The organism is Sutcliffiella halmapala, from assembly GCF_002019665.1.
Lineage (GTDB): Bacteria > Bacillota > Bacilli > Bacillales > Bacillaceae_I > Sutcliffiella_A > Sutcliffiella_A halmapala.
Genome location: NZ_KV917375.1, coordinates 4,301,759 through 4,327,922, shown reverse-complemented (window position 1 = coordinate 4,327,922; position 26,164 = coordinate 4,301,759). Strand labels below are relative to the sequence as shown.

The following is a 26,164-nucleotide window of genomic DNA, read 5'->3' as shown; positions in this document are numbered from 1 at the left end:
ATGAAAATAGGTTAGGAGACTGAAAGAGTAGGAGAGACTATTTATGACGATGGAATTATTAGAAGTAGAAAACTTATGGAAGATTTATGATAAAGGCGAACAACAAGTTCATGCTCTTCAAGAAATTACTTTAACGATTCAAAAGGGTGAAATGATTTCCGTCATGGGACCATCAGGCTGTGGCAAGACGACGTTACTTAACGTATTGTCCGGTATCGATACAAGCTCGAAAGGAAGCATTTTTCTTAATGGAAGATGTCTACAAAATATGAAGGAGGCAGAACGCGATCGATTTCGTGCAAGAAACATGGGGTTCGTGTTTCAATCTTACAACTTAATTCCTGTTCTATCTGCGGTGGAAAATGTCGAGCTTCCATTACTTTCACAAGGTGTTGATACATATGAAGCACGAACAAGAGCAGAAGCGGCATTGGCCAGATTTGGCTTAGCTGATCGAGCGAAATATTCGCCTGCAGAATTATCCGGTGGTCAGCAGCAACGGGTCGCATTAGCAAGAGCGATTGTCAATCGACCACAGATTATTTGGGCAGATGAACCAACTGGAGCGCTCGATCGAAAAACAACAGATATGATCTTGGATTTAATGGAAGAACTAAATCGTACAGAAGAGGTTACGTTTATTATTGTGACACATGATCCGAATGTCGCAGAACGAGCGAATCGCGTACTTTACATGGATTCCGGTAAAATCATTCACATAAAGCAAAATAAATCAACAGGCACAAATGGTACAGGCTTATGATGTTCATATCCGTTTTAGCTTTCCTTGCCATCACGTATTTTATCGTTCTACTTGTAAAGCATCCACATATTCGTCGTATGGCGATTCGAAGGCTTTGGCAAAATAAAACCGCTTCCTTTTGGACGATATCTGGTGCATCAATCGCGATTGCCATGATTGCATCGTCCATGCTGCTACTCCACTCCGTTTCCACTAGTGTAGATAAAGTGGTAGAGGAGCGACTTGGCCCGATTATTGGAGATTTTCCAGCAGACCTTCAGCCTAGCTTACAAGGAGGCGGTTTTTCTCATCATGATGTGCAGGATATCACATCCAAAACGTCCTGGACGATGGCGGATACTTGGCTTCCGATAGTAGGGCTTGAAGGAACCTTATTTAGTATGGATGAAGAAGAAGGGGAAGTCGTAAACAGCCTGTCATCGACCTTTATCTTCGGCTTCTCAAAAAGTGAAGCGCAAAAATTAGATCGCATAAGTGTCGATTTACTCCCTGAGAAAATAGCAGATAATGAAATCGTTTTATCAAAAACAGCTGCCGATCAACTTGAAGTTGAACCTGGGGCAAACCTCTATTACTTTGATGGCGTAAAAAATATCAAACTGAAAGTCGCTGCGGTCGTACCGGAAGCGGGTTTGACAGGATATCGCGGCTACCGAAATGCGCAAGCAACTGCCATAGTACATATCGATTCAGCTAGAGCGTGGAGTGTTACAGCAAAGGATGCTTACACTAACCTTTTAATTGGAACCTCACAACCAAAAAAGGAAGATAGGAGCTCCCTTTATATAGATGCTGGAGCTTGGGAGATGGTATACGTCCATGCGCTTTTAGAAAATACCCTTTCTGGCAGCACGAAGCTTTTGCCTGTTTTTACGATTGCGAGTTTAACGGCACTTGCCACGGCATTTGCCCTGATTTTTAACGTATTTAAAATGATTGCAGTGGAACGAAAGCAGGAATTTGGCATTTTACGGGCAATCGGAATGACACGTAACGATGTGAAATTTCTGATTCGTATGGAAGGTTTTTTCTATGCCTGTATGGCGAGTATCATAGGTACCTCACTCGGTACTGGCTTGGCGTACTTATTATTGTATAAACTTAATGAAGTCCTAGAGAATCTTATGATGCTGGAGGAGGGCATTGCGGTAGGTTATCGGTTTTTACCAGATGTAGGAATCCTATTTGGAAGCTTTTCGCTAGGTGTTTTAATAATCGGACTATCCGTTTTCTTTCTCTCTATGCCTATTGGTTCTATCTCCATAGTAGAAGCGTTAAAACCACATGGACAAAAGCATAGTCATAAAAAGAAGACTAAGGTTCTACCTATGATTGGTCTATTCTTATTCATGCTAACCATTTGGTTATTTGTCTTTACTCGCTTATCGGGCTTTAAGCAGTTTTTAAATGATAGTAATGCTATCCTGCCACTTGTCGTGTTTGGCGTTGCTTTTGTGTTAGTGGTTCTCTTGATTTGTTCGGTGGTCTTTTTACTAGGACCTTTTGTTCAAGGGCTGCTACTACTATGTAGGGCTTTCCCAAAGGTGTATTCAGCACTACAAATGGCCTTTCGCTATCCACTAATCCAACGCGTACGAACGGGATTAATCATTACGATGTTTGCGTTCGTCATGTTTTTAACGAGCTTTTCCGCCATTTTTAGTGAAACGATGAACGGTTTTTTTGGAAAGTTTGATGCCCGTATTGCAACTGGGGGGTATGATTTAATAGCGAATTACCCCGACCGCTACACAACAGAGGAGTTAAGGTCTTTACTGGAGATAGCAGGGGAAAATAGTGAGTATGTAGACACGATTGTGGCCGTTCCAGGCTTTGATATGCCTGAATTTTATAATATGCGGGTACATGGAGTGGAGCAGGACTTTGTTAAAGAAACGGCGATCCCTCTAGTGGACTTTGATTCCACGTTTCCTAATGAACAAGCGGTTTGGGAAGCAGTAATCTCCAATAGTGAATCTATTATTATTTCTGACTTAGCATTGAAATATAGTATAGAAGACTATGAGCTAGGCGATCGTTATCCAATTATGGTGACGGATCCACATCATTTGGATAGCGAACCAGTGTTAGTAGAGAAAACCATTATTGGCATCGCAAATGTAGAGGACGAATCCCATAGCTATGCAGCGGTACGTGGTGTCTGGACATCGATGGATAGTCTAGTGGACATGAGTGAAAATCAAGTAAAGCTTGATACGACGTTGCTCATCAAGGTGCCAAATGGAATAAACGTGAATAATGCCAAGGTTGCTTTAGAGGAGACATTAGCGACTCATAATCTAGCAGGCTTAGAAAACCCGAAGGAAAGATTTGAGGCTGGGACCACTTTTCTTCGCTCTTTTTTCACTATTTTTGAAGGCTTTAATGCTATGGCCATTGTGATTGGGTTAGCTGGATTAATGATTGTGATGCTCCGAGTAGTCAAGGAACGCCGACAAACGATTGGAGTTCTCCGTTCCATCGGCGTTTCTTCTGAAAATATTTACGCATCGATTTGGACAGAAGGGCTATTTTTAGGAGTAACCGGAACGTTAATTGGTTTATTTGCAGGATCCTATAGTGGGATCTTAATGATCGAAGCATTTATGGGAAGCGATGGGGTGGAACAAGAACTTCTTGCCATTCAATTTCCATACTTGAAATTAATCATCTATTTTGTTGGGGCATGCTTATTAAGTGCTGTTGTCTCTTCCGTTGCAGCAAGACAGGCGATGAAGGTTTCGCCTGTAGAGGCGACGAAGTATGTGAGTTAGTAAAGATAAAGGGCTAAGAGATTAATCTAAGTAGTTCAGTTTTTGTGGAGAAACAGTGTAAATAACATGTGAATAAAAGGGAGATGATAACTTTGGATAAAAGGATTTTCTATCTCACATTTCAAATTATAAGTATTATCGGTATTCTAATATTTACCTATTACTTTGTATGGGATGAACGATGGGGTCACTTCATTATATGGACGGTTATGGTAATAGTTATAATACTCCTTGGTTATTATTTTTTTAGTAAAAAATTAAAACGGGATAATAAAGATGAATAAAGGATTTCTTTCGCTAACGGTGAGCTTTAATTGAATAAGAACGACACATTCAAAACAGAAAGCTTGGGATAATCCAAGCTTTTTTGTGTGCTAATTTTATTGTTAATTCACTAATTATTTATACTACGTAAATGTACGTTATTTGGGATGCGAATTTAAGTTTCTCCACATAATCGGAACTACTTAAGATTAATCTAAGTCCTTTTTCGTTCTTCCAAATTCTATTTCAGAAGGAAGATCTGCATTTATAAATTTATCCAAGGGGAAGTATTGTCTGGTTAATTCTATGCCTTTTTGCACTTCAATTGGTAACAAACAGATTCTTTCTATACTTTCGTCGGTTAAAATTATATCTAGATCACAATTTTTTTCGTTCTTTTCGATGATCTTTATCGAATACGCGTAAGGCGAATGTTTGCTTTTGATATTGCTTAATAGGATATCACCGTTCATCGTTTTTACTAATACAATCTGCCCAATGTATGGATCTAATTTCATCGATTAACCCCCGAAAAAGAAATCAATCACATTCGAAGCGGTGGAGGTTTCTTTATTATAAAATTCTGAATAACCACAGTTTTTGCAATAAACAACTAGAAAACGATTGTGCTGAATATCAAACATTTTGGACAATCCAGTCCCTGTAGTGGCAATCTCTTTAGTAGCAGCATCGTTAGCTCCGCATTTAATGCAACCTTGTTTTTTCATTGAATTTCCCTCCGTGTATTCATAAGTGGGGAACGTAATCCCTAATAGTATTACGTTATTAAGTTTTTTGGGTTTCAAATTCTATTCGACAATAAGGTTAAAGTTTAAATTTTCAAAAAATAACTTGTGAAATGAGAATTTCCCTGTTATGCTAATAAGCAATTAAACTTACCTACTAACTATGAATTAATTAAACTATATAGTGAGTACTTCTTATCAAGAGAGGTGGAGGGTCTGGCCCTACGAAACCTCAGCAACCGCAGTCGATAGACTGAATGGTGCTAATTCCATCAGAGCATGCTCTGGACAGATAAGAGGAGGATAAATACAGAAAAGCCCCCCTCGACTTATTATATAATATCTCGAGGGGGGCTTACTTAAAAGGAGCGATTATACTTTACAATAAACGCTACTAAATTTCAAATATTGAAACTAGTTTGATTAAATCATTTAATTACGAGATTTGTAATTCAGTTGTTTCCCTTTTCCCAATTTTCTATAGATAAACTTATTGCTTTTTCTTTTGAATCATTATCATCTGACCTTCAGTAATTTTTTTTAGCTATTACTTTATTAAAATCAGAGCCTATAAAGCACATGCCGCGCTCGTCAACCATCAATTTTCCTCTTATACCTTACAAGTCCCATCCCCGCACAGACCGCTTTCGGAATCATCTTGGGAAACCGAGTCAAGCATCTGTAGAGGATGCTCTTCTCTCCACACTTGTTCAAGGACCTCAAGGAACGCGTTGCTTGACCTGACCCCTGATAAGGCATACTTATCATTAAGGATATAGAACGGTGTGCCTGAAATTCCGATCTTGGACCCGTTCTGCCGCTCTTTCCTTACCGTATCCTTGTATTTATCGCCGTTCAGCATATTAAGAACTTCCTTGGAATCAAGACCGCTCTCGCCCGCAAGCCTGGCAAGTGTGTCGTAATCGCCGATATCCAATGATTCTGTAAAATAGGCTTTATACACCTGAGCCATCCACTCCCCTGCTCTGTCCTGTTCTTGTGCATAAATGGCCACACGAAGAGCATCGGTCGTATTTGACGGAATCAATGTGTCGAGATTATAAGTGAGTCCGATATCATGGCCCATCCTGATCACCGATTTATTCCCTTCTTTCACATAGTCAGCGGTGATTCCCCCTCCATGAATTTCGGCAGTCCACTCATAATAATTTTTGCCGGTGTTGCTCGGAGCATATGGGAACAGCTGGAACGGTCTGTAGACTATTTCCACTTCAGCCTTATGTTCGAACTGCTCAAGGGCTGTTTCCAGATTAGTTTTGCCAATATAGCACAACGGACACATCACATCAGACCAAACCTCTATTTTCATCGTTCCTTCGCCTCTTTCCTGTGAATTGCATAACTGTGTATCTCTACATATTAATTGCTTCATAACTAGTCGACTATATTTGATTAATTAACATGTATTGATTAACATTATAGAAAGACAATAACGAAATCTCAATCGGTAAAAACCCGACTTTTGTTAACTAATCAACATATGAATAGATTTTGTTCATTATTTTTCGAGATAGGAGGTTGTTCAGCATGTCTAAAGTAGACAGAAGGATCATTAAAACAAGGGAAGCCCTCCAAAAAGCTCTAATTGAGTTGATGTTTGAGAAAGACTTTGAACATATTACGATTAACGATATTTCTGAAAAAGCTAATCTTAACAGGGGAACACTTTATCTTCACTACTCGGACAAATATGATTTGCTCGATCAATGTATAAAAGAGCATTTGAATGAAATGTTAAACTTTTGCACTTTGTCGAATACTGGCGAAGTTCGGTTAGATGTCGTTCATTCCCCGCTGCCTATGTTTCAATATCTTGAGGAACATTTTTTATTTTATTCCTCCATACTTAGCAATAAAGGGATAAGCTGTTTTAAGGAACAATTGGATTTGATGGTTATGAATGGAATGACCAAGCGCTTGAAGAACGGGGAAATTGAGCATGAGAGTGGAAAAGAGGTTGCCATTCAATATATGGCGTCTGCTTTCGTCGGTGTGGTGGAATGGTGGATCAAAAATAATATGCCTTATTCTCCAAAAGTAATGGCCCAACAATTATGGGACATCCTTGAAATAAATTTTTCCCTTCTCTTTAATCGGAGCCCGATCAGCCGTACACCTGACCCTGTTAGCAGCAATCATGCCATCACAGATGACAAAAAGTGATAAATTTGAGTAGATTTACTGGTGCTAGAGCGTGTATTCGACGCGTCGTGCGATCTCATGTTCAGCATGAAGTGCGTCGATCAGAACCAGGGCCAATTTTACGGTTTGGCCTCTTGGGATAATGCGGTTTATAAGAGCATTTTCAAGTCGTCATGGACATGGGCATGTTGCATGACATCGCCAAAACACGTGACCATCTGGAAGAGCGCTTAAACGATGTCAAATAAGGTCATACGGAAAACGGCCGTAGCCTAATTTAGAGATGCAGCGACTGATTATATATTCCCCCGCGTCCAGTTTTAGTCTTATAATCGTTTAAGTCGAAGCTCTTCGGCCTTAAGGACAGGTAGGAGAATGGAAAATCAAATACCAGGATAGCAGTAACATCCCCTAACATTTTGTCTTGCTTAACAATTTATTTATTTTTAACTTCGTCTTCAACAATCTTCCCTGTTAGCACACTAAGTCGGAAATTCCAACCACATTAAAGCAGAAGAAGCTTTGAATAATGTAGGACTTTTAGAGAAAAAGAATGATTGGCCAGCTGTATTATCAGGTGGGCAAAAGCAACGAGTATCTTTAGCGAGAGCATTAGCGGGAGACCCGGAATTAATACTATTTGATGGACCACTTGGGGCATTGGATGCTTTAACGCGAATAGAAATGCAAGAGTTAATTGAAAAGCTTTGGGAACAACAAGGCTTCACATCTATATTAGTAACGCATGATGTCAGCGAAGCGGTTATTTTTGCAGATAGAGTGGTCTTAATAGAAGATGGTGGAATCTCTTTAGATGCTGTAGAATTAAATCCTAAGTGGCTACCAGGAAATATTAAATAGTAAATTATATTTAATGTCACCTCTGTTATAGATAGAAAAATCTATAACAGAGGATTTTTCTTTTTACAAACTAGCTCACAGGCACCTGCAACTCTGTCACATATTCATTAACGTCATCTGTCATCCAATCCCCTTTATGATAAATCTCTCGCACAGGACCGCAAACCGTATAGCCGTTTTCTGCAATCCATTGGAACATTCGTCTAGAAGTATTCCCAATAGTCGAGAACGGACCTTGGTGAACGACGCAGGCCATTTTTTCTATAGCAGGTAGTTCGTAAACTAGGACGTCTGCACTTTCTGGAATAACCTTTGTAATTGGCTCCGCTACCTCTATATCTATTGCAGCGTCTGTATGAATGTATAATCCACTATGGTAAAGCGTCATACATGGAATGGTTCGTTTAACGGCAGATTGGTCAATGTACTCATTTACCCTGCCCCAAAGATTTTCACAGAGCTGATCGAATTGATCCTTACTGTTTTTCTCACACACGTCTCTTACAGTTGCCACTAAAATAGGTTCCACTTTTTTAATCGAAATGTCATTCGTCATCGGTAACCCTCCATTTTTTATTAAAAAAATATTGGTACGGAGACGTTCTAGCCTGTTTGCCTCAGCTTCTAGAAGCTTTTCAAGGGAATCAGCTTTTGACTCTAGCATATTAAGGAGTTGTTGGTTCACAGGAGCATCCTCTAAAAAATTTGCTATCTCAGTAAGAGAAAATCCAGCATCTTTTAAAGCTAACACTTTATTCATCGTCACTAGCTGAGCAGCTTCATAATAGCGATAATTCGTCCTCGGATCGACATGACATGGCTCCAAAATACCAAGGCTTTCGTAATGATATAGCGTATGAATCGAGAGCCCGCTCACTTTTGAAAATTCACCAATCTTTAACATTGCTTTCACCTCTACAAACAGACTTTACAGATGTGCACCGCTGCCGTCTAATTTCATCATAGTGTCTCGGGTAACCCGAGAGTCAATAGAGAACGATGAGATTTAAAGCTGCTTTTTCCAATAATCCCAAGCCACTACATAATCTGCTAAATCTTGAGGATGCACACGTGCACAAATGCCAATCCGAGTATATAACTGAACGATTACTTCTTTTATCAGTCTAGTTTGATCCATGCTAACTAGATTCAAGTGAGAAAACGTATCTAACAACGTTTCTCTATTCAAATCATCTGGAGAGGAACAAAAAGCATACGTGAAATCATAAATCACTGGTCCAATCATAGGAGATGGATCAATCACTCCGGTAAGCTTTTGATCAAGAAAAGTAAAATTATGCACGCCGGTATCACCATGTAAGAGAAATTTGTCTTCTTTTGTTTCAAAAGCAGACAGCTCGTCTACTAATGTTCGCACTGTAGCGTAATCCTCATTAGGCAAAATGCTCGCCACACTTTCCCGTGCCCATTCTATACTATGTAAATTAAACTCATGCCACGACGTTCGTGGAATATCGAAACGTCCCCAATTAGAATTAGAATCACTTCTCTGATAGTGGTTAAAAAGCTCCTTCACTAATAAAGTAAGCCACTCCTTCTTGGAACCGCGATTGAAATGAGTAGTTCCATTTAAATATGTATACAAAATATATTGATAGTCTGGTGCGACTTCTAAAAGTTTAGGTAAAACTCGTATATTTGAATAAGTATCTAGGAATTGAAAGGCAAAAGAGTTCTGTTGTGGATGGTCAAGTTTTAGGACATATTTTGGTTGGTTTCTATCTTGGATGATATACACAACCCCGTCGGTCGTTCCTTTCATTTTGGTGATGTCATAATCGTTTATTGGGATAATTCCATTGGTTTGGAGGGATGTAATCAAGGTTTTTACTTCATCGTTTAGTGACATATAAAGAGGCTCCTTTGTTAGAGAATTAAGAATTTAATTTATGTTATCATGGTATATAAACTATTACTATCTATCAGTAAAAATAGCTAGAATTGGTTAAGAATTAAATTTACCTACTTTGAAGAAAACTAGAGAATAATTAGAATAGGGATAAAAAGGGGAACTAACAATGAAATCAAAAGTAAAGATTCTAAAACCGAAACTGCCGCGATACTTACCATCACTCGAAATCATCAACGAGCTAGAGGAAGAACAGTACATATCTAATGGCTTGGTTTCCGAATGTACAATCGATGGCGAATGGGAAGGTAAGGTATATATCGAGCAGGTTCATTTTGAAAATGTATCAATGGAAGGCATTTCTTTCAATCAGGTGGAACTAACAGATGTTGTCTTTGAAAATTGTAATTTATCGAATGTGGATTTTAGCGAGGCTGTCTTTCATCGAGTGGAAATGAAAAACTGCAAAATAATAGGGGGGAACTTCTCAGGAGCGACGCTTAGAAACATTTTGTTCGATTCTTGTATGGCGAATTATCTTGCACTAGGACTATCCAATTGTAAAGAAGTGCGCTTCCAAAAATGCTCCATGCTTCATGCAGATTTATATGAATCAACGTTAAAAAAAGTGGAGCTTCAGGAATGTGACATAAATGAAGTTAATCTTACAGGTGTGGAGCTACAGGGAATGGACCTAAGTAGTTGTGCCTTTGAAAAGCTTGTCATTTCTTTTGATAAATTAGAAGGCTGCATCGTGTCATCTGAACAGGCGATTGGATTTGCGAGGGCATTGGGCTTGGTAGTTAATGAAACAGGTAATGGAGAATAGTAGTTTTATGAAGTTGATTTGAAGGGAATGATGATTTTCCTTTTCGAATCAACTTTTTTTTTATAAGGAGGGGAGTTGATTTTCAACTTCGATTTAGATTGGAATCCTCCCCTTAAACTAGGTGAGCAAAGGTAATATTGCTCCACTATTTTAGCCAATCGATGAAGTAGTAGGCTAGATTATTTGTAATTATATCGTATTATAAGATATAATCGTAAGAAAAGACATAAAGGAGAACCCATAAATGATTACACCCGAAAACCTAAACCAATATTGGACAGATATTTATTTTCACCTACATTACACCCATAAGGAAAAAGTAACGCATCAAGTAGTTCGAATCCTACAACTTGTGGAAAAACGTGAGAATGTAGGTATAGCAGAAATCGCTACCTATCTAAATGTATCGCCAAACACAGCTTCGGAGCATGTAAAACGAAGCATAGAAAAAGGCTATTTATATAAGAAGAGAGATCAAAAGGACGAACGGAAAGTAGTGCTTGGACTGACAGAATTTGGGGTAGAGATTTTACAGCGTAATACTAGTTTAGATGAAGCAAAGTTAGAAAAGCTATTTGAGAATTTTGATGAAGAAGAGAAGTATTTAATAGAAAAAGCATTTAAACTGTTAAGTGAGAACGCAAAACAATGTATGTAATCGCGAAAATCCTTGTGTCTGCAATCGTAATTGGCTTTGTAACAGAATTAGCAAGGAGATTTCCGACATACGGAGGAATAGTAGCTGCGCTTCCGTTAGTTAGTTTGCTAAGTATTTTTTGGTTATCCGTACAAGGTGAAAATAGTGCTACTTTGAGTAAATTTGCATTAGGTGTGCTTTGGGGATTTCCTGCAACGGCCCTTCTATTAATCATTGTTTATGTAGCTTTAAAGCATTCAGTTTCTTTGTATCTAGCTATTGGACTAGGGATAGGTGGCTGGTTTCTTTTGATTATGATACAAGAGTTCTTAATGGATTACTTTAAAAAGGCATTTTAGACCTTAAAGAAAATAGAGAAGAAAAATGACAAATTGTACAAAATACATTTCAAGTTCTATGACTCAATTGAGTACTATCTCAATGAATGCTGTAGCTCATGGCAGTTAGGTTGAAAAATATATCTATCTGTGTGATTAAATATCTGATAAATGCTAAAATTAAGAAATAAACCAACAGGGAGAATAGCTATGGATAGATTACAAGAAACAAAGAGACTATTATTACGTCCGCTTCAAAAAGAAGATGCACACCGTATTGAAGAGTTAGCTAGTGACTATGAATTAGCAAAGACAACCTTAACGGTGCCCCACCCTTATCCACAAGGCGGGGCAGTTGAGTTCATTGAAAGTACAAGTAAAGCAAAAGACTTGTTACTTTATGCAATAGTAGTAAAAGAGAGTAATAGTTTAATAGGCTTGATAAATATTAAATTAACGAGTGTTTATGAGCGCGGAGAACTAGGATATTGGGTAGGACGACCTTATTGGGGACAAGGGTTTGGAACAGAGGCGGCTAAATCAATTATTGACTATGGTTTTGAAGAGCTGAACTTAAATAAGATCTACGCCGGTGCTTTTACTGATAATCCGGGTTCATGGCGTATCATGGAGAAGGTTGGAATGAAGTACGAAGGAACATGGAAGCAACATGCTAAAAGGTTTGGAAGGTATGTCGATTTGGCTTATTATGGGTTGTTGAAAGAGGATTATTTTAAATCAAGATAAGGGAGCGTTATCTCTGAAATATATTGAGTTTGGGATAGGTAACATCTGGTTAATGAGAACAGAAACAGAATTAGAGGATGGTAGTGAATATGAAGAGAAGGGCATAGTTGGTCCAGTGAAATTTCACTCTCTGTACATGAGAATATGGATTGGAAAAAATGTTTGGATTATCGATTTAAAGGAAGGGTTGAAAAAAGGGAAGAAGAAGCGTAATGCGTTTAAAATAATTATAGGTGTTGTCAGTACCTAAAATACTTTACTAGGAGTGGATACCAATCGTTCATGTTAAAGAGTTGTTAGCCAATCAATTGTTAGCGAATGCCAATGATCCAAGCTGGTATGTGTCGTTTTTGGAATCTGTAGAAGGTTTATCGGAAGAGGATGCCTTTTTTAAGCCAAGCGAAGAGAGTAATAGTATAGCAGAGATTGTCCAACATTTATTATATTGGAATAAGACTTGGCAGACGCGTTATCAAGAAGCCCACGTCAATGCTGTGCCTTCTATTGGGGACAATAATAAAAGCTTCATTATGTCTGAGAATCAAACTTTTGATAGTTTGAAAGAGGAATTAGTAGAAGTGCTTCTACATTGGCAAGATCTTTTGACTGAAGAGAAAGTGGAAGCGGATGTCAGTGGGTTTCCTGAACCTGCGAAGTGGTGGGAGATCCTTGGGAATGCTGCAACGCATAATGCCTATCACATCGGACAAATCATTTATATCCGTAAGCTTCAAAGGAGTTGGAAGTGAAGGAGAAATGTTATACTAAGTTAAATTCTTTATAGGGAAGTGATCGGGTGATTGTTCTAGACGATTTTCACCATATAAGTTTATCCGTTACCAATATAGAAAAAGCGAAGCATTTTTATGGAACGCTTTTAGGGTTTCCAGAATTAAAGCGACCAGACTTCGATTTCCCCGGTGCTTGGTACCAAATGGGAAGTGCCCAGCTTCATTTGATTGAAAATAAACATGCCGAAACGTTGCGTTCTAGTGGCAAAATTGATAGTAGAGATGGTCATATGGCGATTCGGGTAAAGGATTTTGAAGAAACATTACAGTATTTAAAGGATAAGGGAATTGAAGTGCTTGAAAAGCGATTCGGGAAAAGTGGATTTGCCCAGATTTTCTGTATGGATCCAGATCGTAATCTGATTGAGTTTAATGTGGATCAGGAAGAGCTGAACAAATAATCGACTTGAAAAAATACAGCCTTCTTCATTTGGCTGTATTTTTTATAAATGAATGTAAACAGGGAGTGTGGAGATGGATTATAAAGTAGCGTTAGCGAAGTATATTGAAGCAACTAATACTCATGATTTTAACAATGTGAAAGTACTGCTAAATGATAATCCAACATATTGGTTCACCAATCAAACTTGCACATCTATAGAGGAAGTTCAAGCATATTTCGAAAACGCCTGGAATGTTATTAAGGAAGAGGTATACTCTGCACAGGAAGTAACGTGGCTAACAGTTGATCAGCATTCGGCCACATGCATCTATTCCTATCACTATGAAGGCTACTATAACGGAGATTTTGTCACAGGGAGTGGGAGAGCAACGAATATTTTTACTAAAGATGCTGATGGGGAATGGAAGCTATTACACGAACATCTAAGTAAAGGAGTGAAGTGAAATGAAGAAACCGATATTAAAAGATTTTCCAGCAGAGTTCACAACGGAAAGACTACTAATTAGAATGCCTATACCGGGTGATGGTGCCGCAGTCTATCAAGCTATTATGCATTCCCTACAAGATTTAAAGCCGTGGATGCCATTTGCTAACCAAACACAAACAGAAGAAGATGTGGAAGGGAATATTAGAGAAAGTCATATTCGTTTTCTTAAAAGGGAAGATTTACGATTACTCGTCTTTTTAAAAGAAACTGGGGAACTCGTTGCTTCTTCTGGACTGCATCGAATCGATTGGTCGGTTCCGAAGTTTGAAATCGGATATTGGGTGGATTCCCGTTTTAGTGGAAAAGGCTATGTAACCGAAGCTGTGGAAGGAATCTGTCGTTTTGCCTTTGAACAATTACATGCACGAAGAATAGAAATAAGATGTGATTCTACTAATGTGAAAAGTCGAGCGGTTCCAGATCGATTAGGTTTCGCGCTTGAAGGAATCTTGAAAAATGATGCCGTCAATGTCGACAATGAATTACGGGATACATGCATCTATGCAAAAACTAAGTAAAGAGGGGGCGAATTCGTGAAGCATGCGTTGGTCATTGGTGGAACAGGGATGTTAAAAAACACGACTCTCTGGTTAACAGAACAGGGCTATCATGTTTCAGTCATTGCAAGAAATTCTAACAAAATGAAAAGGTTAATGATGGAATGTAATACCCCCAATTTTATCACTCCTATTTTACTAGACTATAAAAATAGTGAAGAATTAAAAGAGCAATTGATGAAGCTTCAAGGAAAAATAGATTTGGTGGTTGCTTGGATTCATTCTGATGCTCCAGATGCACTGGGTATTGTGACGTCTACCTTAGCCTCTGATCAAGAGAAGTGGGAATTGTATCATGTACTTGGGAGTAGTGCGAATATAAGTGACATCAAGAAAAATGTTCAGGTTCCAGAAAATTGTAGCTATCATCAAGTACAATTGGGCTTTATTTTACAAGGAGAATCATCGAGGTGGCTAACCAATGAGGAAATATCAAGTGGTGTTATTGCTGCGATAGAAAGTGGCAGAGCGGTTAGTGTTGTAGGTGTGTTAGAGCCGTGGGAGAAGCGACCTTGAGTGGAATTTCTAGAGGTGAAGTATAGTGAGAATGATAATGAATTTAGGGTTAATAGTTGTATGTGTTTTAATCGGGGGCTGTCAAACCTTCCCGTCTGAAACGATGGTTCTTTTAGATGCTGTAATTGAAGAGGTAAATCTTTCGGAATCTAACGGAGTAGGAGATATAAATGAAGATATCCTGATTTCTTTTACTAATAAAGAATCAATTGCATTTTTTGAAGAGGTTATAACAACAGCTCGTAAGCAAAGAGGTGAGAGCACACTATCAAACCCTGACTACGACGTAATGATCCAGTACGAAGAAACGGCTGATGGTGGGCGATTGCCAACTCATGGGCTCCACATATGGCTAGGAGATAAGGATAAACCGAGTTATTTAATGTACATGATGGGAGAAGAGGTGTATAGCACTTCAGCTAAAACAACTAATAAGTTAAGGTCTTATATTCTGGAAGAGCAATAAGATTATTCCCTCCCATCTTTGGGTAGAGTTTTACAAGGACGTATCATCTACTCAAGGAGGCCTCTACCATATAATGCACAAACAAGAAATCCCACAGGATAAAACATTAGATAATAGTCTTGCTCTGATAATGGAAGGCTATGAATTTATTCAAAATCGCTGTCGTAAATATGATTCAGATATTTTTCAAACCCGACTTATGGGGGAAAAGGTAGTTTGTATGAGTGGAGAAGAAGCAGCAAAGGTTTTTTATGATAATGAACGTTTTCGTCGCAAAGGTGCTGCTCCGAAAAGGATTCAAAAGACATTGTTTGGAGAAAATGCTATTCAAACAATGGATGGCTCAGCGCATACACATCGTAAGCTGCTTTTTTTGTCTCTAATGACGCCTGAGCGTGTTGAGTTATTAAAGAAACTGTTACGAAGCGAGTGGATCAAGAAAGGGAAAGAATTAGAAGAGAAGGAAGAGGTAGTACTTTTCGATGAAGCTCAGGAATTACTTTGTCGAGTTGCCTGTCAGTGGGCAGGCGTTCCCTTAGATGAAAAAGAAGTAAGGAATCGGGCGGAGGATTTTGGTCTAATGGTTGATGCTTTTGGAGCTGTTGGACCAAGACATTGGCAAGGAATGAAGGCGCGTAGAAGAGGCGAGAACTGGATAAGAGAAGTAATTGAGGATATACGAGCTGGAAAGCTAGAAGCACCAAAAGATACAGCTGCTTATTCCATGGCATTTCATCAAGAGCAAAGTGGAGAGCAATTGGATGCGAACATGGCTGCCATTGAACTCATCAATGTACTGCGACCCATTGTGGCGATTGCCACCTACATTACTTTTGGAGCCTTAGCTATATATGAGTATCCAGAATGTAAGGAAAAGCTGCAATTAGGCGACAAAGATTACCTAGAGATGTTTGTGCAAGAAATTCGCCGATTCTATCCATTTGGTCCTTTTTTAGGAGCGCGGGTTCGGAGAGATTTTACTTGGGCACAGCATGAATTTACAGAAGGAGATTTGGTGCTGCTTGATATGTACGGAACCAATCATGATGAAAGGATATGGGGAAATCCCAATGAATTCCGTCCAGAGCGCTTTTATGATTGGGATGGTAATTTGTTTGATCTTATCCCACAGGGTGGTGGAGATGAAGTAAAAGGACATCGTTGTCCGGGAGAGAACGTGACCATTGAGGTAATAAAGGAAAGCATTAAATTTTTAACTGGAAAAATTGAGTATACGGTACCTGCCAAACAAGATTTAAGGTATAGCTTAGTACGAATGCCAACCCTGCCAAAGAGTAAATTTCTCATAACAAATGTAAAAGCAAAATAACTAGCAAAAGTGTCTATGTAATCGAATAGACAATTTTTTTGCGTGGAAATCTAACTATTGCTTATATCGGAAAAAGGAGGGAAATGATAGCTTAAGTCGAACATAACATAGTTAGAAGGGGAGAGAATAATGAATTCCGTTTTAGAAAGCCTTAGAAAATTGGGAGTCCGTTCTATTAAAAATGAATATGGAATTATGTTAGAAACGCATGAAGAGGATCTTCGTCAAATTAAGGAAATAGATGAATACATAATAAAGCTATTGTCTGAAATGAAAAAGAGCTGTTTTCAAAAAGTAAGATTTGAATGCCCTAGATTACTATTAAATAAATTAACACGGACTAATGAAACGATGATAACAATTGGTGAAAGAGTAATATACTCAAAGGAATTTCATCTCTCTAGAGAATTAAGCGCAATGGACTATGAAACCTGGTCCCCGACTGAATCTGTGTCCATTTCATTTTTGGCTGATGTTATGGATAGAGACGTTAGGGAAGCAGAAAGGTTCCTAATGAATATGGAAACGGAATTGCCAGCACAAGTAAATAAGATGTATACCGTTTACAAAGTGAAAGGTGAACCAGTTGGTGTAGTGTTTCCACATATTGAGCCAGATACAGAAAGCGAAGGGCGCATCTTTTGGATTGGAATACATCCGAAGTTTACTAGAAAAGGTTATGGGAAGAAGTTACATTTAATAGGATTATCCAGATTAGTAAATGATTTTGATGCTAAATCTTATTTAGGAGCAACCGGAATCGAAAATACTCCGATGAGAAGAATAATGAATGCAAATGGTTGTTCTCTGAAGCATACTGTAATTACATTGGAGTTTATAAAATAGATGGAACAAATCAATTAGGAAAACGTGAAGGAGATTGGAAATGAACCGAAGTTTAAAAGAAGAGTGGAAAAAGGATCGGATTTTATCTGCGCATCAAGGAGAAAACCCAATGGTAATCGTAAAAATGAAAAGTGGATTTGCTGCTATCGGTGACACACAGTTTTTACCTGGATATTGTGTGCTTTTACCGTCAAAACCATTTGGCTCACTCGAAGAACTAGAATTTAAGCAACGAAGTGAATTTTTATTTGATATGAGTTTGATTGGTGAAGCCATTTTAAAAGTATGTAGTCCTAGAAGAGTGAATTATTCTATCTATGGGAATACGGATGCTTATTTACACGCTCATGTGTTTCCGCGTTATCATTGGGAGCCAAAAGACCGAATTCCCTACCCTGTTTGGCAATATCCTAGTGAAAAATGGAGTAATGCCGAATACCAATATTGTGCCGAAACTCATGGAGAATTAAAAGACAAACTGAGCGAAGTTATTCATAAGTTAATGAAAGAAGCTTATGAAGCTGACTTTGAAGTAGAGCAGTTTCATAACATCTGATTTACACTCATGTTGTAAAGCTGAAAGCAAGAAATTTATCATGGTTACATAGTATATATTATTTCAAAACTAAATTTAATAGAGAAAACATAGATCTAGAAGGTGGAGTTCAATATTATGTTTGTTATTCAAGGAAACAAGCTACAACTTAAGGCACTAGAAAAAGAAGATTTATCTATCCTCTGGGAGCTTATCTACGGGGAAGAAGAGCCAGAGTACAAGAAATGGGATGCACCTTATTTTCCTTTGGAAAGAATAGCGTTCTCCGAATATGAAACGTCAATGAGTAAGCTGATAGAAAATGGGTTTGATTCACAACGACTTATTGTAGTGGAAGGGAAAATCATCGGAACGGTGACGTACTATTGGGAGCATCAGCCCTCTAACTGGATGGAAGTAGGAATTATCATTTATTTACCAGAATATTGGAGTGGCGGCTATGGAACAGAAGCGATCAAGCTTTGGGTAGATTACTTGTTTGAAAACTATCCAAATATCCCGAGAATCGGTTATACCACTTGGTCTGGAAATAGAAGAATGATCCAAGTAGGTAAAAAGCTTGGGATGCAAGAGGAAGCTAGGATAAGAAAAGCCAGAACCTACAATGGTGAGCTCTATGATTCCGTGAAAATGGGTGTTTTAAGAGAAGAATGGGAAGCTTTGTATGGTCATTAAGTAGTCGAAAGCACACAGCATGTTCGTGAAATGGTGTGTGCTTTTTTTGTTATGAAGAATTAATCAAAAAAGGATAATAAGTTGGAGGTGGTCAGTGCCTCTTACAAACTTTCAGACACTGCTCCGGATCTGTTTGCGAGAGGATTCGTATCGCATTGCCAATGTGTGAAACATCTAAGTACAAATTAGTTGCCTCTCCAATATACATGGCGTTTACCTGCAGGTTGCACCATAGCGCACCGAATATTGTATTGACTTGTCCAGGAACGTCAGATGGCAGGTCTAAAAGCTGAATTATTGGTTTTTCTTGAAATTTCACGTCGAGTCTTCGAAGAATTTTTCTCATTATTCGAAGGTCATTTTCCGTTTCTTGATTTGTATAGCCAACAACCATTCTCACAAAATTAAGGCGTTTCTTTTCGATAGTTTGGAGAAAGCCATTAATGTTTACTCCTTGCTCAGCAAGTCCACTCAGCAAACAGCTAAACGTAAGATCGTTGACATGAAAAGTGAACTGTGTTCGGATGTTAAAATCTAAGCACTGTTTCATTTAGGTTCACTCCTTTCCTTTTTACTATATTTTATGTAGGAAGGGGGTGAGTGCTTGGACTAAATGAAGGTTCTCTTGATACAAACGTGTTTGGTTAGATTAGTACCTTGATGTCATAAGAGGATTTATGTGTCGGAGACTAGAAGCTGATTGTAAATATCCTCTTATCCTTATCAAGGTTATTGCGCTTTGGAAAACTAGCAATCCTTTTCACATAATTCCAATTCTTCCTGTGAAAGAATGCTGATGGTTTGCTCTATATCAGATGTATCAACATATACATTTGTTTTTTCTCCAATATAAATGGAGTTAACTGTAACATGGCACCAAAGGGCAGCGAATAATTCATTAATTTGTCCAGGTCTTCCAGCACGTAATTGGATAATTTGAATGACTTGTTTTTCTGTGAATTTTTGTTTTAAGCTACTAAGCACTTTTCGAACACCATATAAATCGCGAGTGTTTTCAGATTCACTGCTACCAATAACTAACCTTACATGATAAAGATTGTTTGCTTTCGTTTGTTGAAATGCATTCACATTGATCTTACGCTCGGCAATTCCGTCCAAAATACAGCTAAGCGCAGAAGCATCTGTGGAAAATGCAAATTGAGTACGGATGAGATACTCAAACGAATCAGTTGTAGTGGTCATCGTTCCAACTCCTCAAAGTAATTTCTTTATTTTATGCAGGAGTACAGGGAGCGTTTATTCTAATCCTTATTATTACGTCATTTGGAATCATTTACCGATTTGAGGTTGGAAATTGCACAAAAAAACGCTTGGATTCTCCTGCATCCAAGCGCTTTGCCCTCTTATCCTTTTGATATTTCCATAATCCCAGCTTCTTTCAATCCTACATTTCCTTGCTTATTCAATTTCACTTTTTCGTTATCATTCAGGTTTGTAAAAATAATTGGTGTGATAATGGATGGAGCGTTTTCTTCAATAAACTTAATATCAAAACGAAGGAGCTCTTGGCCTTTTGTCACCTTATCGCCTTGTGATACTAATGATTCAAAGCCTTCACCTTTTAAGTTAACGGTATCAATTCCTACATGGATGAGTATTTCTCGACCACTGTTCGATTGAATTCCAATGGCATGCTTTGTTGGGAAAAGGTTGACTATTTCTCCATCTACAGGTGAAACAACAATTCCTTCAGATGGTAAGATAGCAAAACCGTCGCCCATCATTTTGCTGGAGAAGACTTGATCTGGTACGTCATCAAGTGGCTTAATTTCCCCTTTAATTGGCGAGAGGAAGCCTTCCTCTTCAGATTGCGTTTGCAAAGCATCCGGATTAATCTCTTCAATTTGTTGCTCAACTTCTTTTTTCGAGTCTGCTTTAGCTGGACGTGGGGTTTTGCCATCTATGATATCCTTCATTTGTGATTTAAGAATATCCGATTTCGGGCCAAATATTGCTTGGATATTATTCCCTACCTCGAGAACCCCGGCAGCTCCAAGCTTCTTCAAACGGGTTTTATCAACATAACTAATTTCATTTACTGACACACGTAGTCTTGTAATACAAGCATCTAAGTGGGCAATATTTTCTTTTCCTCCCATTGCTTCTAAGACGTCAAATGGTAAATCGCCAGCAGTAGTTGGGGCTCTTCCATCCTCATCCTCGTCTACATCTTCGCGACCTGGTGTTTGTAGGTTAAACTTCTTTATGGCAAAGCGGAAGCCGAAGTAGTAAATCACAGAAAACACGAGTCCCACAGGTATGACGAGCCACCAGTCTGTCCGATTTGGAACGACTCCGAAAAGGAGGTAATCAATAACTCCTCCTGAAAAAGTCATCCCAATTTTCACATGTAATATATGCATAATCATAAAGGACAGCCCTGCAAAAACCGTATGGATGGCAAATAGTAATGGTGCAACAAACAGGAACGAGAATTCAATTGGCTCGGTTATACCTGTTAAAAAAGAAGTAAGGGCAGCAGAAGCCATAATACCACCAACAATCTTCTTCTTTTCAGGGCGAGCAGTATGGTAGATTGCAAGTGCAGCTGCTGGAAGACCAAACATCATGAATGGGAACTTCCCTGTCATAAACGTTCCAGCTGTTGGTTCTATACCATCACGAAGCTGTGCAAAGAAAATGGCTTGATCTCCTCGAACCAAATCACCAGCATTATTCGTGTACGATCCAAACTCAAACCAAAACGGCGAGTAAAAGATATGGTGCAGACCAAATGGAATAAGCGCCCGTTCAATTACACCAAAAATAAACGCGGACAAGGTCAAATTCGTATTAATCATGTTTTCCGAAAGAGCATTAAGCCCTCCTTGAATGGGTGGCCAAATAAAAGTCATGGCAATCCCAAGCACAACAGCTGATGCAGCGGTAGCGATTGGAACAAAACGTTTTCCAGCAAAAAAGCCTAAATATGATGGAAGCTCAATGTTAAAATATTTGTTGTACATAAAGGCACCGAGTATTCCGACGATAACGCCTCCAAATACTCCAGTTTGAAGGGTAGGAATCCCAAGCACATTCGCATAAGCAGGGTCCGCCAACATTGTTTCTTCTACTCCGATTACTACTCCCATCGTGGCATTCATAATAAGATATCCAATAATGGCAGCAAGAGCAGCGACACCTTCTCCTCCAGCTAGACCAACTGCGACCCCAACGGCAAATAGTACAGGAAGATTACCAAAAACAATCCCTCCTGCAGCATCCATGACAGAAGCCACTAGTTGAATCCAGTCAGCCCCAAGGAACGGGGCAAGTTCTAATAAATTTTCTTCTTTTAAAGCACTTCCCAAAGCAAGCAAAATCCCAGCAGCAGGGAGAAGGGCAACAGGTAGCATCAACGCTTTTCCGACTTTTTGAAGTACACCAAATAATCGTTTCACAGATAGGAACCTCCTATTATGTAGATTTAAAATTGGTTTTACTTTCCCCTAATTCCTTTATTTTAAACAAATTGGAAAAATGAAACTTTTTGCCTCATATACTCGTAAAATATAGTAGAAACAGGGGGAAATGGAGGATAGTGGGATGGAGCTTTTTACGATATTCGGTTTAATTATTCCTTTATTTTGGATAGTGAGCATCGTCGCACTTTTTTGGGTGTATGGTGATGCAAGAGATAAGCAAGGCACCAATATCGGTTGTTTATGGGCGTTAGTTGTGTTTGCCACAGGACCAATTGGTCTTATTGCGTACTTGATTGTTCGGAATAATAATTAGGGGAGATGGTTTTGTGGAGTTATTCGCTATATTATGGTGGGTTATTGGATTAATCGCACTAATATGGGTTTATAACGATTCAGCCGATAAAAGAGGCACGAACATTGGTTGTTTATGGGCATTAATCGTATTTATTTTAGGACCACTTGGATTTATTGCGTACTTAATTGTCCGAAACGCGGACTAGTAAAATTGCAACTGCACCTCTCTTTCGGTTGTCTTGGTTTTATATTGGCTCTAAATCCTTCCGTTCGTTTAATTAGTTCCAAAATGTTGAGTAAAGAGGACTTACCTAAATCTAATAGTAATAACTCTCAGAAATTAATCTTATAGCTAGAAGGTAAGAACGAACTGGAAGAGGGTGACCTTCATGTGATACAATCGGAACAGCGATTTTAACGTGGAGGAAAGAAAACTCATGACGGTATTACAACCACCAGTTCAAAAAAATAACTATTACGATGTGACTGTGGAAGATCTCACACATGACGGCGCAGGGGTAGCGAAAATTAGTGGCTATCCCATCTTTGTGTCCAATGCACTACCACAGGAAGCCATTAAGATAAAAATAACGAAAGTCAAAAAAGGCTATGCATTCGGGCGCTTAGAGGAAATTTATCAGCCAAGTCCCTATCGTGTTGATGCTCCATGTCCGATCTATAAACAATGTGGCGGCTGTCAATTGCAGCACCTTAGCTACGAGGGCCAGTTACTTGCTAAGCAAAAGCAAGTACAAGACGTGCTTGAACGCATCGGACATTTAAAAGATATTCCGGTTCATCCAGTGCTTGGAATGGAAGAGCCTTGGCGTTATCGCAACAAAGCGCAGGTACCCGTTGGCGAAAGAGAAGGCGGGTTAATCGCTGGCTTTTACCAACAACGTAGCCATGAAATTATTGAGATGAAGGATTGTCTCATTCAGCAGGAAACGAATGATCGTGTTGTGCAAAAGGTCAAGGGAATTTGCGAAACCCATGGTGTACGTTCTTATAACGAGAAATCCCATAGAGGAACCCTCCGCCACATTATGGCAAGATACGGGCTTGTTACAGGAGAGACGATGGTTGTTCTCATTACGAGAACAGCGGATCTTCCGAATAAAAAACAAATCATCGAAGACATTACAACAGCATTACCAGAAGTGAAATCCATCGTACAAAATGTTAATCCGCAAAAGACAAACGTGATTTTTGGCGAGGAGACAAAGGTTCTATGGGGCGAAGAGTATATCTATGATTTCATAGGTGACATTAAATTTGCTATTTCTGCCCGCTCCTTTTACCAAGTGAACCCAGATCAAACAAAAGTTTTGTATGACAAAGCATTAGAGTATGCAGGGTTAACGGGAGAAGAAACGGTTATCGATGCATACTGTGGCATCGGGACAATTTCCTTATTTCTAGCTCAAAAAGCACAAAAAGTATATGGAGTAGAAATCGTCCCAGAAGCAATAGAAGATGCGAACCGCAATGCAAAACTAAATGGCATTCAAAACGTAGAGTTCGGAGTAGGAGAAGCCGAAGTGGTTATCCCTAACTGGTACAAAGATGGCATCACAGCAGATGTATTAGTAGTTGACCCGCCACGTAAAGGCTGCGACGAAGCACTATTACAGACAATCATTGAAATGAAGCCGAAAAAAGTCGTTTATGTATCCTGTAATCCTGGGACACTTGCTCGTGACTTGCGAGTGTTGGAAGATGGGGGCTATCAGACAGTAGAAGTGCAGCCGGTTGATATGTTTCCGCATACGAATCACGTTGAGGTAGTATCGCAGATGATTTTAAAAGAAGAAGCAGGCTCCCGTTAAGGGGAAAACCTGCTTCTATTCAAATATTGGGGCGGCAAATCGGTAATGAATAACCGGTGTGCCGTCTTCTTTTACATTATAATTTAGAATCACTGTCTTGCTCTTTCAACAGGATATAATATTGAGAAACTGAATGATATGCACCACGCCAAGTCTCTTTAACTGAGTGATCAAATACAGATGGTTAATAAAAAAGGGGTACCCAAGTAAAATATTACTCATTGGGTACCCCTTAATCTTTATTTAAAACACTTTCGTTGTCCAATCCTCACAATTCCAAATATCAGTCGCAATTTCACGATAGAATTCAGGTTCATGGGATACCATCAAGATACTTCCGCGATATGCCTTTAAAGCACGCTTTAATTCTTCTTTTGCATCCACATCCAAGTGATTGGTAGGTTCGTCTAAAATTAATAAATTCGTTTCTGTGTTTAAAATTTTACACAATCGAACTTTGGCTTTTTCGCCACCAGAAAGGACTTCGATTTTACTTTCAATATGTTTCGTCGTTAATCCACATTTTGCTAGAGCAGCACGAACTTCAGCCTGATTCATACTTGGGAACTCATTCCAAATTTCTTCAATACAAGTGTTGTAGTTGGACTGTTTTACTTCCTGCTCGAAGTAACCGACGTGTTGATACTCACCACGTTCCACATTACCCGAAATCGGATTAATCAACCCAAGAATACTTTTTAAAAGAGTAGACTTACCAATACCGTTTGCACCGACGAATGCAATTTTTTGTCCACGTTCCATTTTCAAACTCAGAGGGCGAGAAAGTGGTTCCGTGTAACCAATAACAAGATCCTCAGTCGTGAAAATCCAACGACTAGCTGCACGTGCTTCTTTGAAATTAAACTCTGGTTTTGGCTTCTCTCTCCCTAATTCAATAACTTCCATTTTGTCGAGCTTCTTCTGACGAGACATCGCCATATTACGAGTCGCAACACTTGCCTTGTTACGGGCAACGAAATCTTTCAAATTCGCAATTTCTTGTTGTTGACGCTTGTAAGCAGACTCTAGCTGTTGCTTCTTCATTTCGTGAATATTTAAGAAGTTATCATAGTCGCCTACATAGCGATTCAACTCTTGGTTTTCCATGTGATAGATCAAGTTAACCACATTGTTTAAGAATGGAATATCATGTGAAATCAAGATAAATGCATTCTCATATTCCTGTAAATAGCGCTTCAACCATTCGATATGCTGTTCATCCAAATAGTTCGTAGGCTCGTCTAGTAATAGAATTTCAGGCTTTTCTAACAAAAGCTTAGCAAGCAACACTTTCGTACGTTGCCCACCGCTTAGATCATGTACATCTCGGTCGAGCCCAACATCATCTAATCCTAGACCACGTGCAACTTCCTCAACCTTAGAATTAATCTGATAGAAATCATTACTATCTAAAGTTTCTTGTAGCTCTCCAACTTCAGCAAGCAGTGCGTCGATATCAGCACCTTCCTCACCCATTTTTGAATAAAGTTCATTGATCTCTGCTTCCGCATCAAAAAGATATTGAAAAGCAGTACTCAAAGCTTCACGCATCGTAGTGCCTTTTTGAAGTACAGCATGCTGATCTAAATAACCAACCCTCACCTTTCGTGACCACTCCACTTTACCCTCGTCAGGTTGCAGCTTCCTAGTAACAATATTCATGAAAGTAGACTTACCCTCACCATTTGCCCCTACTAGTCCAACATGTTCACCTTTTAAAAGTCGAAAAGACACATTATTAAAAATCGCACGATCACCAAAACCGTGACTTAAATCTTTTACGTTTAATACGCTCATATTTTAACCCCTTATCTAATATCACATGTGGATATCTTACTAAATTTTAGCTGCTATTTCTATATTGAAGTTATTTCTGTGAAAAATGTCATTCGATTTTTGGCTAAATTGAAGTCTGCCTCTATTTAATTAAATGAGATTAATGAATCACATTTAATTGGGAGTATGAAAATTGGACC

At 38.9% G+C, this 26,164-nt stretch carries 30 protein-coding genes, 1 pseudogene and 1 riboswitch; of the genes and pseudogenes, 22 read left to right on the top strand and 9 right to left on the bottom strand.

Features of this window, described 5'->3' with window-relative positions; all coding sequences use genetic code 11:
• Window positions 1-43 precede the first annotated feature (43 nt).
• Complete coding sequence (locus BK580_RS21200; protein WP_211279057.1) at window positions 44-763, top strand: ABC transporter ATP-binding protein; 720 nt, start codon at window positions 44-46, stop codon at window positions 761-763.
• The gene (locus BK580_RS21195) at window positions 760-3,537 is read left to right on the top strand and encodes an ABC transporter permease (protein ID WP_078382259.1); all 2,778 of its coding nucleotides are present in this window, start codon (window positions 760-762) and stop codon (window positions 3,535-3,537) included. Before BK580_RS21200 ends, BK580_RS21195 begins: the two co-directional genes overlap by 4 nt.
• A 473-nt stretch (window positions 3,538-4,010) precedes the next feature.
• Here the strand turns inward: BK580_RS21195 and BK580_RS21185 are convergent, their stop codons facing one another.
• The 3 genes from BK580_RS21185 to BK580_RS21175 all read right to left on the bottom strand — a co-directional run bounded on the left by BK580_RS21185 (window position 4,011) and on the right by BK580_RS21175 (window position 5,877).
• Window positions 4,011-4,319 carry a hypothetical protein gene (locus BK580_RS21185; RefSeq protein WP_078382257.1) on the bottom strand — a complete coding sequence of 103 codons (309 nt, stop codon included), beginning with the start codon at window positions 4,317-4,319 and terminating at the stop codon, window positions 4,011-4,013.
• Between the two features lie 3 nt (window positions 4,320-4,322).
• On the bottom strand, window positions 4,323-4,529 hold the full coding sequence (locus tag BK580_RS21180; RefSeq protein ID WP_078382256.1) for a zinc ribbon domain-containing protein: 207 nt from the start codon (window positions 4,527-4,529) through the stop codon (window positions 4,323-4,325).
• A gap of 210 nt (window positions 4,530-4,739) precedes the next feature.
• Window positions 4,740-4,846, top strand: a riboswitch (SAM riboswitch).
• A 311-nt stretch (window positions 4,847-5,157) separates the two neighbouring features.
• Complete coding sequence (locus BK580_RS21175) at window positions 5,158-5,877, bottom strand: DsbA family oxidoreductase (RefSeq protein ID WP_169865192.1); 720 nt, start codon at window positions 5,875-5,877, stop codon at window positions 5,158-5,160.
• A 218-nt stretch (window positions 5,878-6,095) separates the two neighbouring features.
• Between BK580_RS21175 and BK580_RS21170 the strand changes: the two genes are divergently transcribed.
• Both BK580_RS21170 and BK580_RS21165 read left to right on the top strand, forming a co-directional pair.
• Window positions 6,096-6,731, top strand: a complete 636-nt coding sequence (locus BK580_RS21170; RefSeq protein WP_078382254.1) for a TetR/AcrR family transcriptional regulator — start codon at window positions 6,096-6,098, stop codon at window positions 6,729-6,731.
• 486 nt (window positions 6,732-7,217) lie between these two features.
• Window positions 7,218-7,526, top strand: a pseudogene (locus tag BK580_RS21165) (ATP-binding cassette domain-containing protein); the annotation flags it as partial.
• A 115-nt stretch (window positions 7,527-7,641) separates the two neighbouring features.
• Here BK580_RS21165 and BK580_RS21160 read toward each other — a convergent pair.
• On the bottom strand, window positions 7,642-8,475 hold the full coding sequence (locus BK580_RS21160; RefSeq protein WP_078382252.1) for a MerR family transcriptional regulator: 834 nt from the start codon (window positions 8,473-8,475) through the stop codon (window positions 7,642-7,644).
• A 102-nt stretch (window positions 8,476-8,577) separates the two neighbouring features.
• Window positions 8,578-9,441: a phosphotransferase gene (locus tag BK580_RS21155; protein WP_078382251.1), complete on the bottom strand. Its 864-nt coding sequence runs from the start codon at window positions 9,439-9,441 to the stop codon at window positions 8,578-8,580.
• Between the two features lie 169 nt (window positions 9,442-9,610).
• Between BK580_RS21155 and BK580_RS21150 the strand changes: the two genes are divergently transcribed.
• From BK580_RS21150 to BK580_RS21080, 15 genes are all read left to right on the top strand, one after another.
• Window positions 9,611-10,270, top strand: coding sequence for a pentapeptide repeat-containing protein (locus BK580_RS21150; RefSeq protein ID WP_078382250.1), 660 nt, complete (start codon window positions 9,611-9,613; stop codon window positions 10,268-10,270).
• A gap of 244 nt (window positions 10,271-10,514) precedes the next feature.
• A complete protein-coding gene (locus BK580_RS21145; RefSeq protein ID WP_078382249.1) occupies window positions 10,515-10,928 on the top strand; it encodes a MarR family winged helix-turn-helix transcriptional regulator in 414 nt (137 codons plus the stop codon).
• Window positions 10,919-11,266 (top strand): DUF3147 family protein, encoded by a 348-nt coding sequence (locus BK580_RS21140; protein WP_078382248.1) that lies wholly within the window; start codon window positions 10,919-10,921, stop codon window positions 11,264-11,266. Before BK580_RS21145 ends, BK580_RS21140 begins: the two co-directional genes overlap by 10 nt.
• A 189-nt stretch (window positions 11,267-11,455) precedes the next feature.
• Window positions 11,456-11,992 carry a GNAT family N-acetyltransferase gene (locus BK580_RS21135; protein WP_078382247.1) on the top strand — a complete coding sequence of 179 codons (537 nt, stop codon included), beginning with the start codon at window positions 11,456-11,458 and terminating at the stop codon, window positions 11,990-11,992.
• Window positions 11,993-12,005: 13 nt separating this feature from the next.
• Window positions 12,006-12,242, top strand: coding sequence for a DUF3977 family protein (locus BK580_RS21130; protein ID WP_078382246.1), 237 nt, complete (start codon window positions 12,006-12,008; stop codon window positions 12,240-12,242).
• A 25-nt stretch (window positions 12,243-12,267) separates the two neighbouring features.
• Entirely contained in the window at window positions 12,268-12,741 is a 474-nt protein-coding gene (locus tag BK580_RS21125) for a DinB family protein (RefSeq protein ID WP_078382245.1), read from the top strand.
• 47 nt (window positions 12,742-12,788) lie between these two features.
• The gene (locus tag BK580_RS21120; protein ID WP_328589079.1) at window positions 12,789-13,184 is read left to right on the top strand and encodes a VOC family protein; all 396 of its coding nucleotides are present in this window, start codon (window positions 12,789-12,791) and stop codon (window positions 13,182-13,184) included.
• Between the two features lie 73 nt (window positions 13,185-13,257).
• A complete protein-coding gene (locus BK580_RS21115) occupies window positions 13,258-13,629 on the top strand; it encodes a YybH family protein (protein ID WP_078382244.1) in 372 nt (123 codons plus the stop codon).
• 1 nt (window position 13,630) lies between these two features.
• On the top strand, window positions 13,631-14,191 hold the full coding sequence (locus BK580_RS21110; RefSeq protein ID WP_078382243.1) for a GNAT family N-acetyltransferase: 561 nt from the start codon (window positions 13,631-13,633) through the stop codon (window positions 14,189-14,191).
• Between the two features lie 15 nt (window positions 14,192-14,206).
• Entirely contained in the window at window positions 14,207-14,746 is a 540-nt protein-coding gene (locus BK580_RS21105; protein WP_078382242.1) for a short-chain dehydrogenase, read from the top strand.
• A gap of 31 nt (window positions 14,747-14,777) precedes the next feature.
• Entirely contained in the window at window positions 14,778-15,212 is a 435-nt protein-coding gene (locus BK580_RS21100) for a YhfM domain-containing protein (RefSeq protein ID WP_078382241.1), read from the top strand.
• A 73-nt stretch (window positions 15,213-15,285) separates the two neighbouring features.
• Window positions 15,286-16,542: a CYP152 family fatty-acid peroxygenase CypC gene (locus BK580_RS21095; RefSeq protein ID WP_078382240.1), complete on the top strand. Its 1,257-nt coding sequence runs from the start codon at window positions 15,286-15,288 to the stop codon at window positions 16,540-16,542.
• A 129-nt stretch (window positions 16,543-16,671) separates the two neighbouring features.
• Window positions 16,672-17,388 carry a GNAT family N-acetyltransferase gene (locus BK580_RS21090; RefSeq protein WP_078382239.1) on the top strand — a complete coding sequence of 239 codons (717 nt, stop codon included), beginning with the start codon at window positions 16,672-16,674 and terminating at the stop codon, window positions 17,386-17,388.
• Between the two features lie 40 nt (window positions 17,389-17,428).
• Entirely contained in the window at window positions 17,429-17,944 is a 516-nt protein-coding gene (locus BK580_RS21085; RefSeq protein ID WP_078382238.1) for an HIT family protein, read from the top strand.
• Window positions 17,945-18,061: 117 nt separating this feature from the next.
• Window positions 18,062-18,619 (top strand): GNAT family N-acetyltransferase, encoded by a 558-nt coding sequence (locus BK580_RS21080; RefSeq protein WP_078382237.1) that lies wholly within the window; start codon window positions 18,062-18,064, stop codon window positions 18,617-18,619.
• Window positions 18,620-18,710: 91 nt separating this feature from the next.
• On the opposite strand, the gene BK580_RS21075 is transcribed toward BK580_RS21080, so the two are convergent.
• The 3 genes from BK580_RS21075 to ptsG all read right to left on the bottom strand — a co-directional run bounded on the left by BK580_RS21075 (window position 18,711) and on the right by ptsG (window position 21,996).
• On the bottom strand, window positions 18,711-19,169 hold the full coding sequence (locus tag BK580_RS21075; protein WP_078382236.1) for a hypothetical protein: 459 nt from the start codon (window positions 19,167-19,169) through the stop codon (window positions 18,711-18,713).
• Between the two features lie 197 nt (window positions 19,170-19,366).
• The gene (locus BK580_RS21070) at window positions 19,367-19,822 is read right to left on the bottom strand and encodes a hypothetical protein (protein ID WP_078382235.1); all 456 of its coding nucleotides are present in this window, start codon (window positions 19,820-19,822) and stop codon (window positions 19,367-19,369) included.
• A gap of 161 nt (window positions 19,823-19,983) precedes the next feature.
• Window positions 19,984-21,996: a glucose-specific PTS transporter subunit IIBC gene (ptsG, locus tag BK580_RS21065; RefSeq protein ID WP_235864146.1), complete on the bottom strand. Its 2,013-nt coding sequence runs from the start codon at window positions 21,994-21,996 to the stop codon at window positions 19,984-19,986.
• 190 nt (window positions 21,997-22,186) lie between these two features.
• Between ptsG and BK580_RS21060 the strand changes: the two genes are divergently transcribed.
• The 3 genes from BK580_RS21060 to rlmD all read left to right on the top strand — a co-directional run bounded on the left by BK580_RS21060 (window position 22,187) and on the right by rlmD (window position 24,188).
• Entirely contained in the window at window positions 22,187-22,378 is a 192-nt protein-coding gene (locus BK580_RS21060; RefSeq protein WP_078382233.1) for a PLDc N-terminal domain-containing protein, read from the top strand.
• A 13-nt stretch (window positions 22,379-22,391) separates the two neighbouring features.
• A complete protein-coding gene (locus tag BK580_RS23775; protein WP_169865189.1) occupies window positions 22,392-22,565 on the top strand; it encodes a hypothetical protein in 174 nt (57 codons plus the stop codon).
• A gap of 231 nt (window positions 22,566-22,796) precedes the next feature.
• Entirely contained in the window at window positions 22,797-24,188 is a 1,392-nt protein-coding gene (gene rlmD, locus BK580_RS21055; RefSeq protein ID WP_078382232.1) for a 23S rRNA (uracil(1939)-C(5))-methyltransferase RlmD, read from the top strand.
• A 243-nt stretch (window positions 24,189-24,431) separates the two neighbouring features.
• Here rlmD and BK580_RS21050 read toward each other — a convergent pair whose 3' ends face one another.
• Window positions 24,432-25,985, bottom strand: coding sequence for an ABC-F family ATP-binding cassette domain-containing protein (locus BK580_RS21050; RefSeq protein WP_078382231.1), 1,554 nt, complete (start codon window positions 25,983-25,985; stop codon window positions 24,432-24,434).
• Window positions 25,986-26,164: the final 179 nt, after the last annotated feature.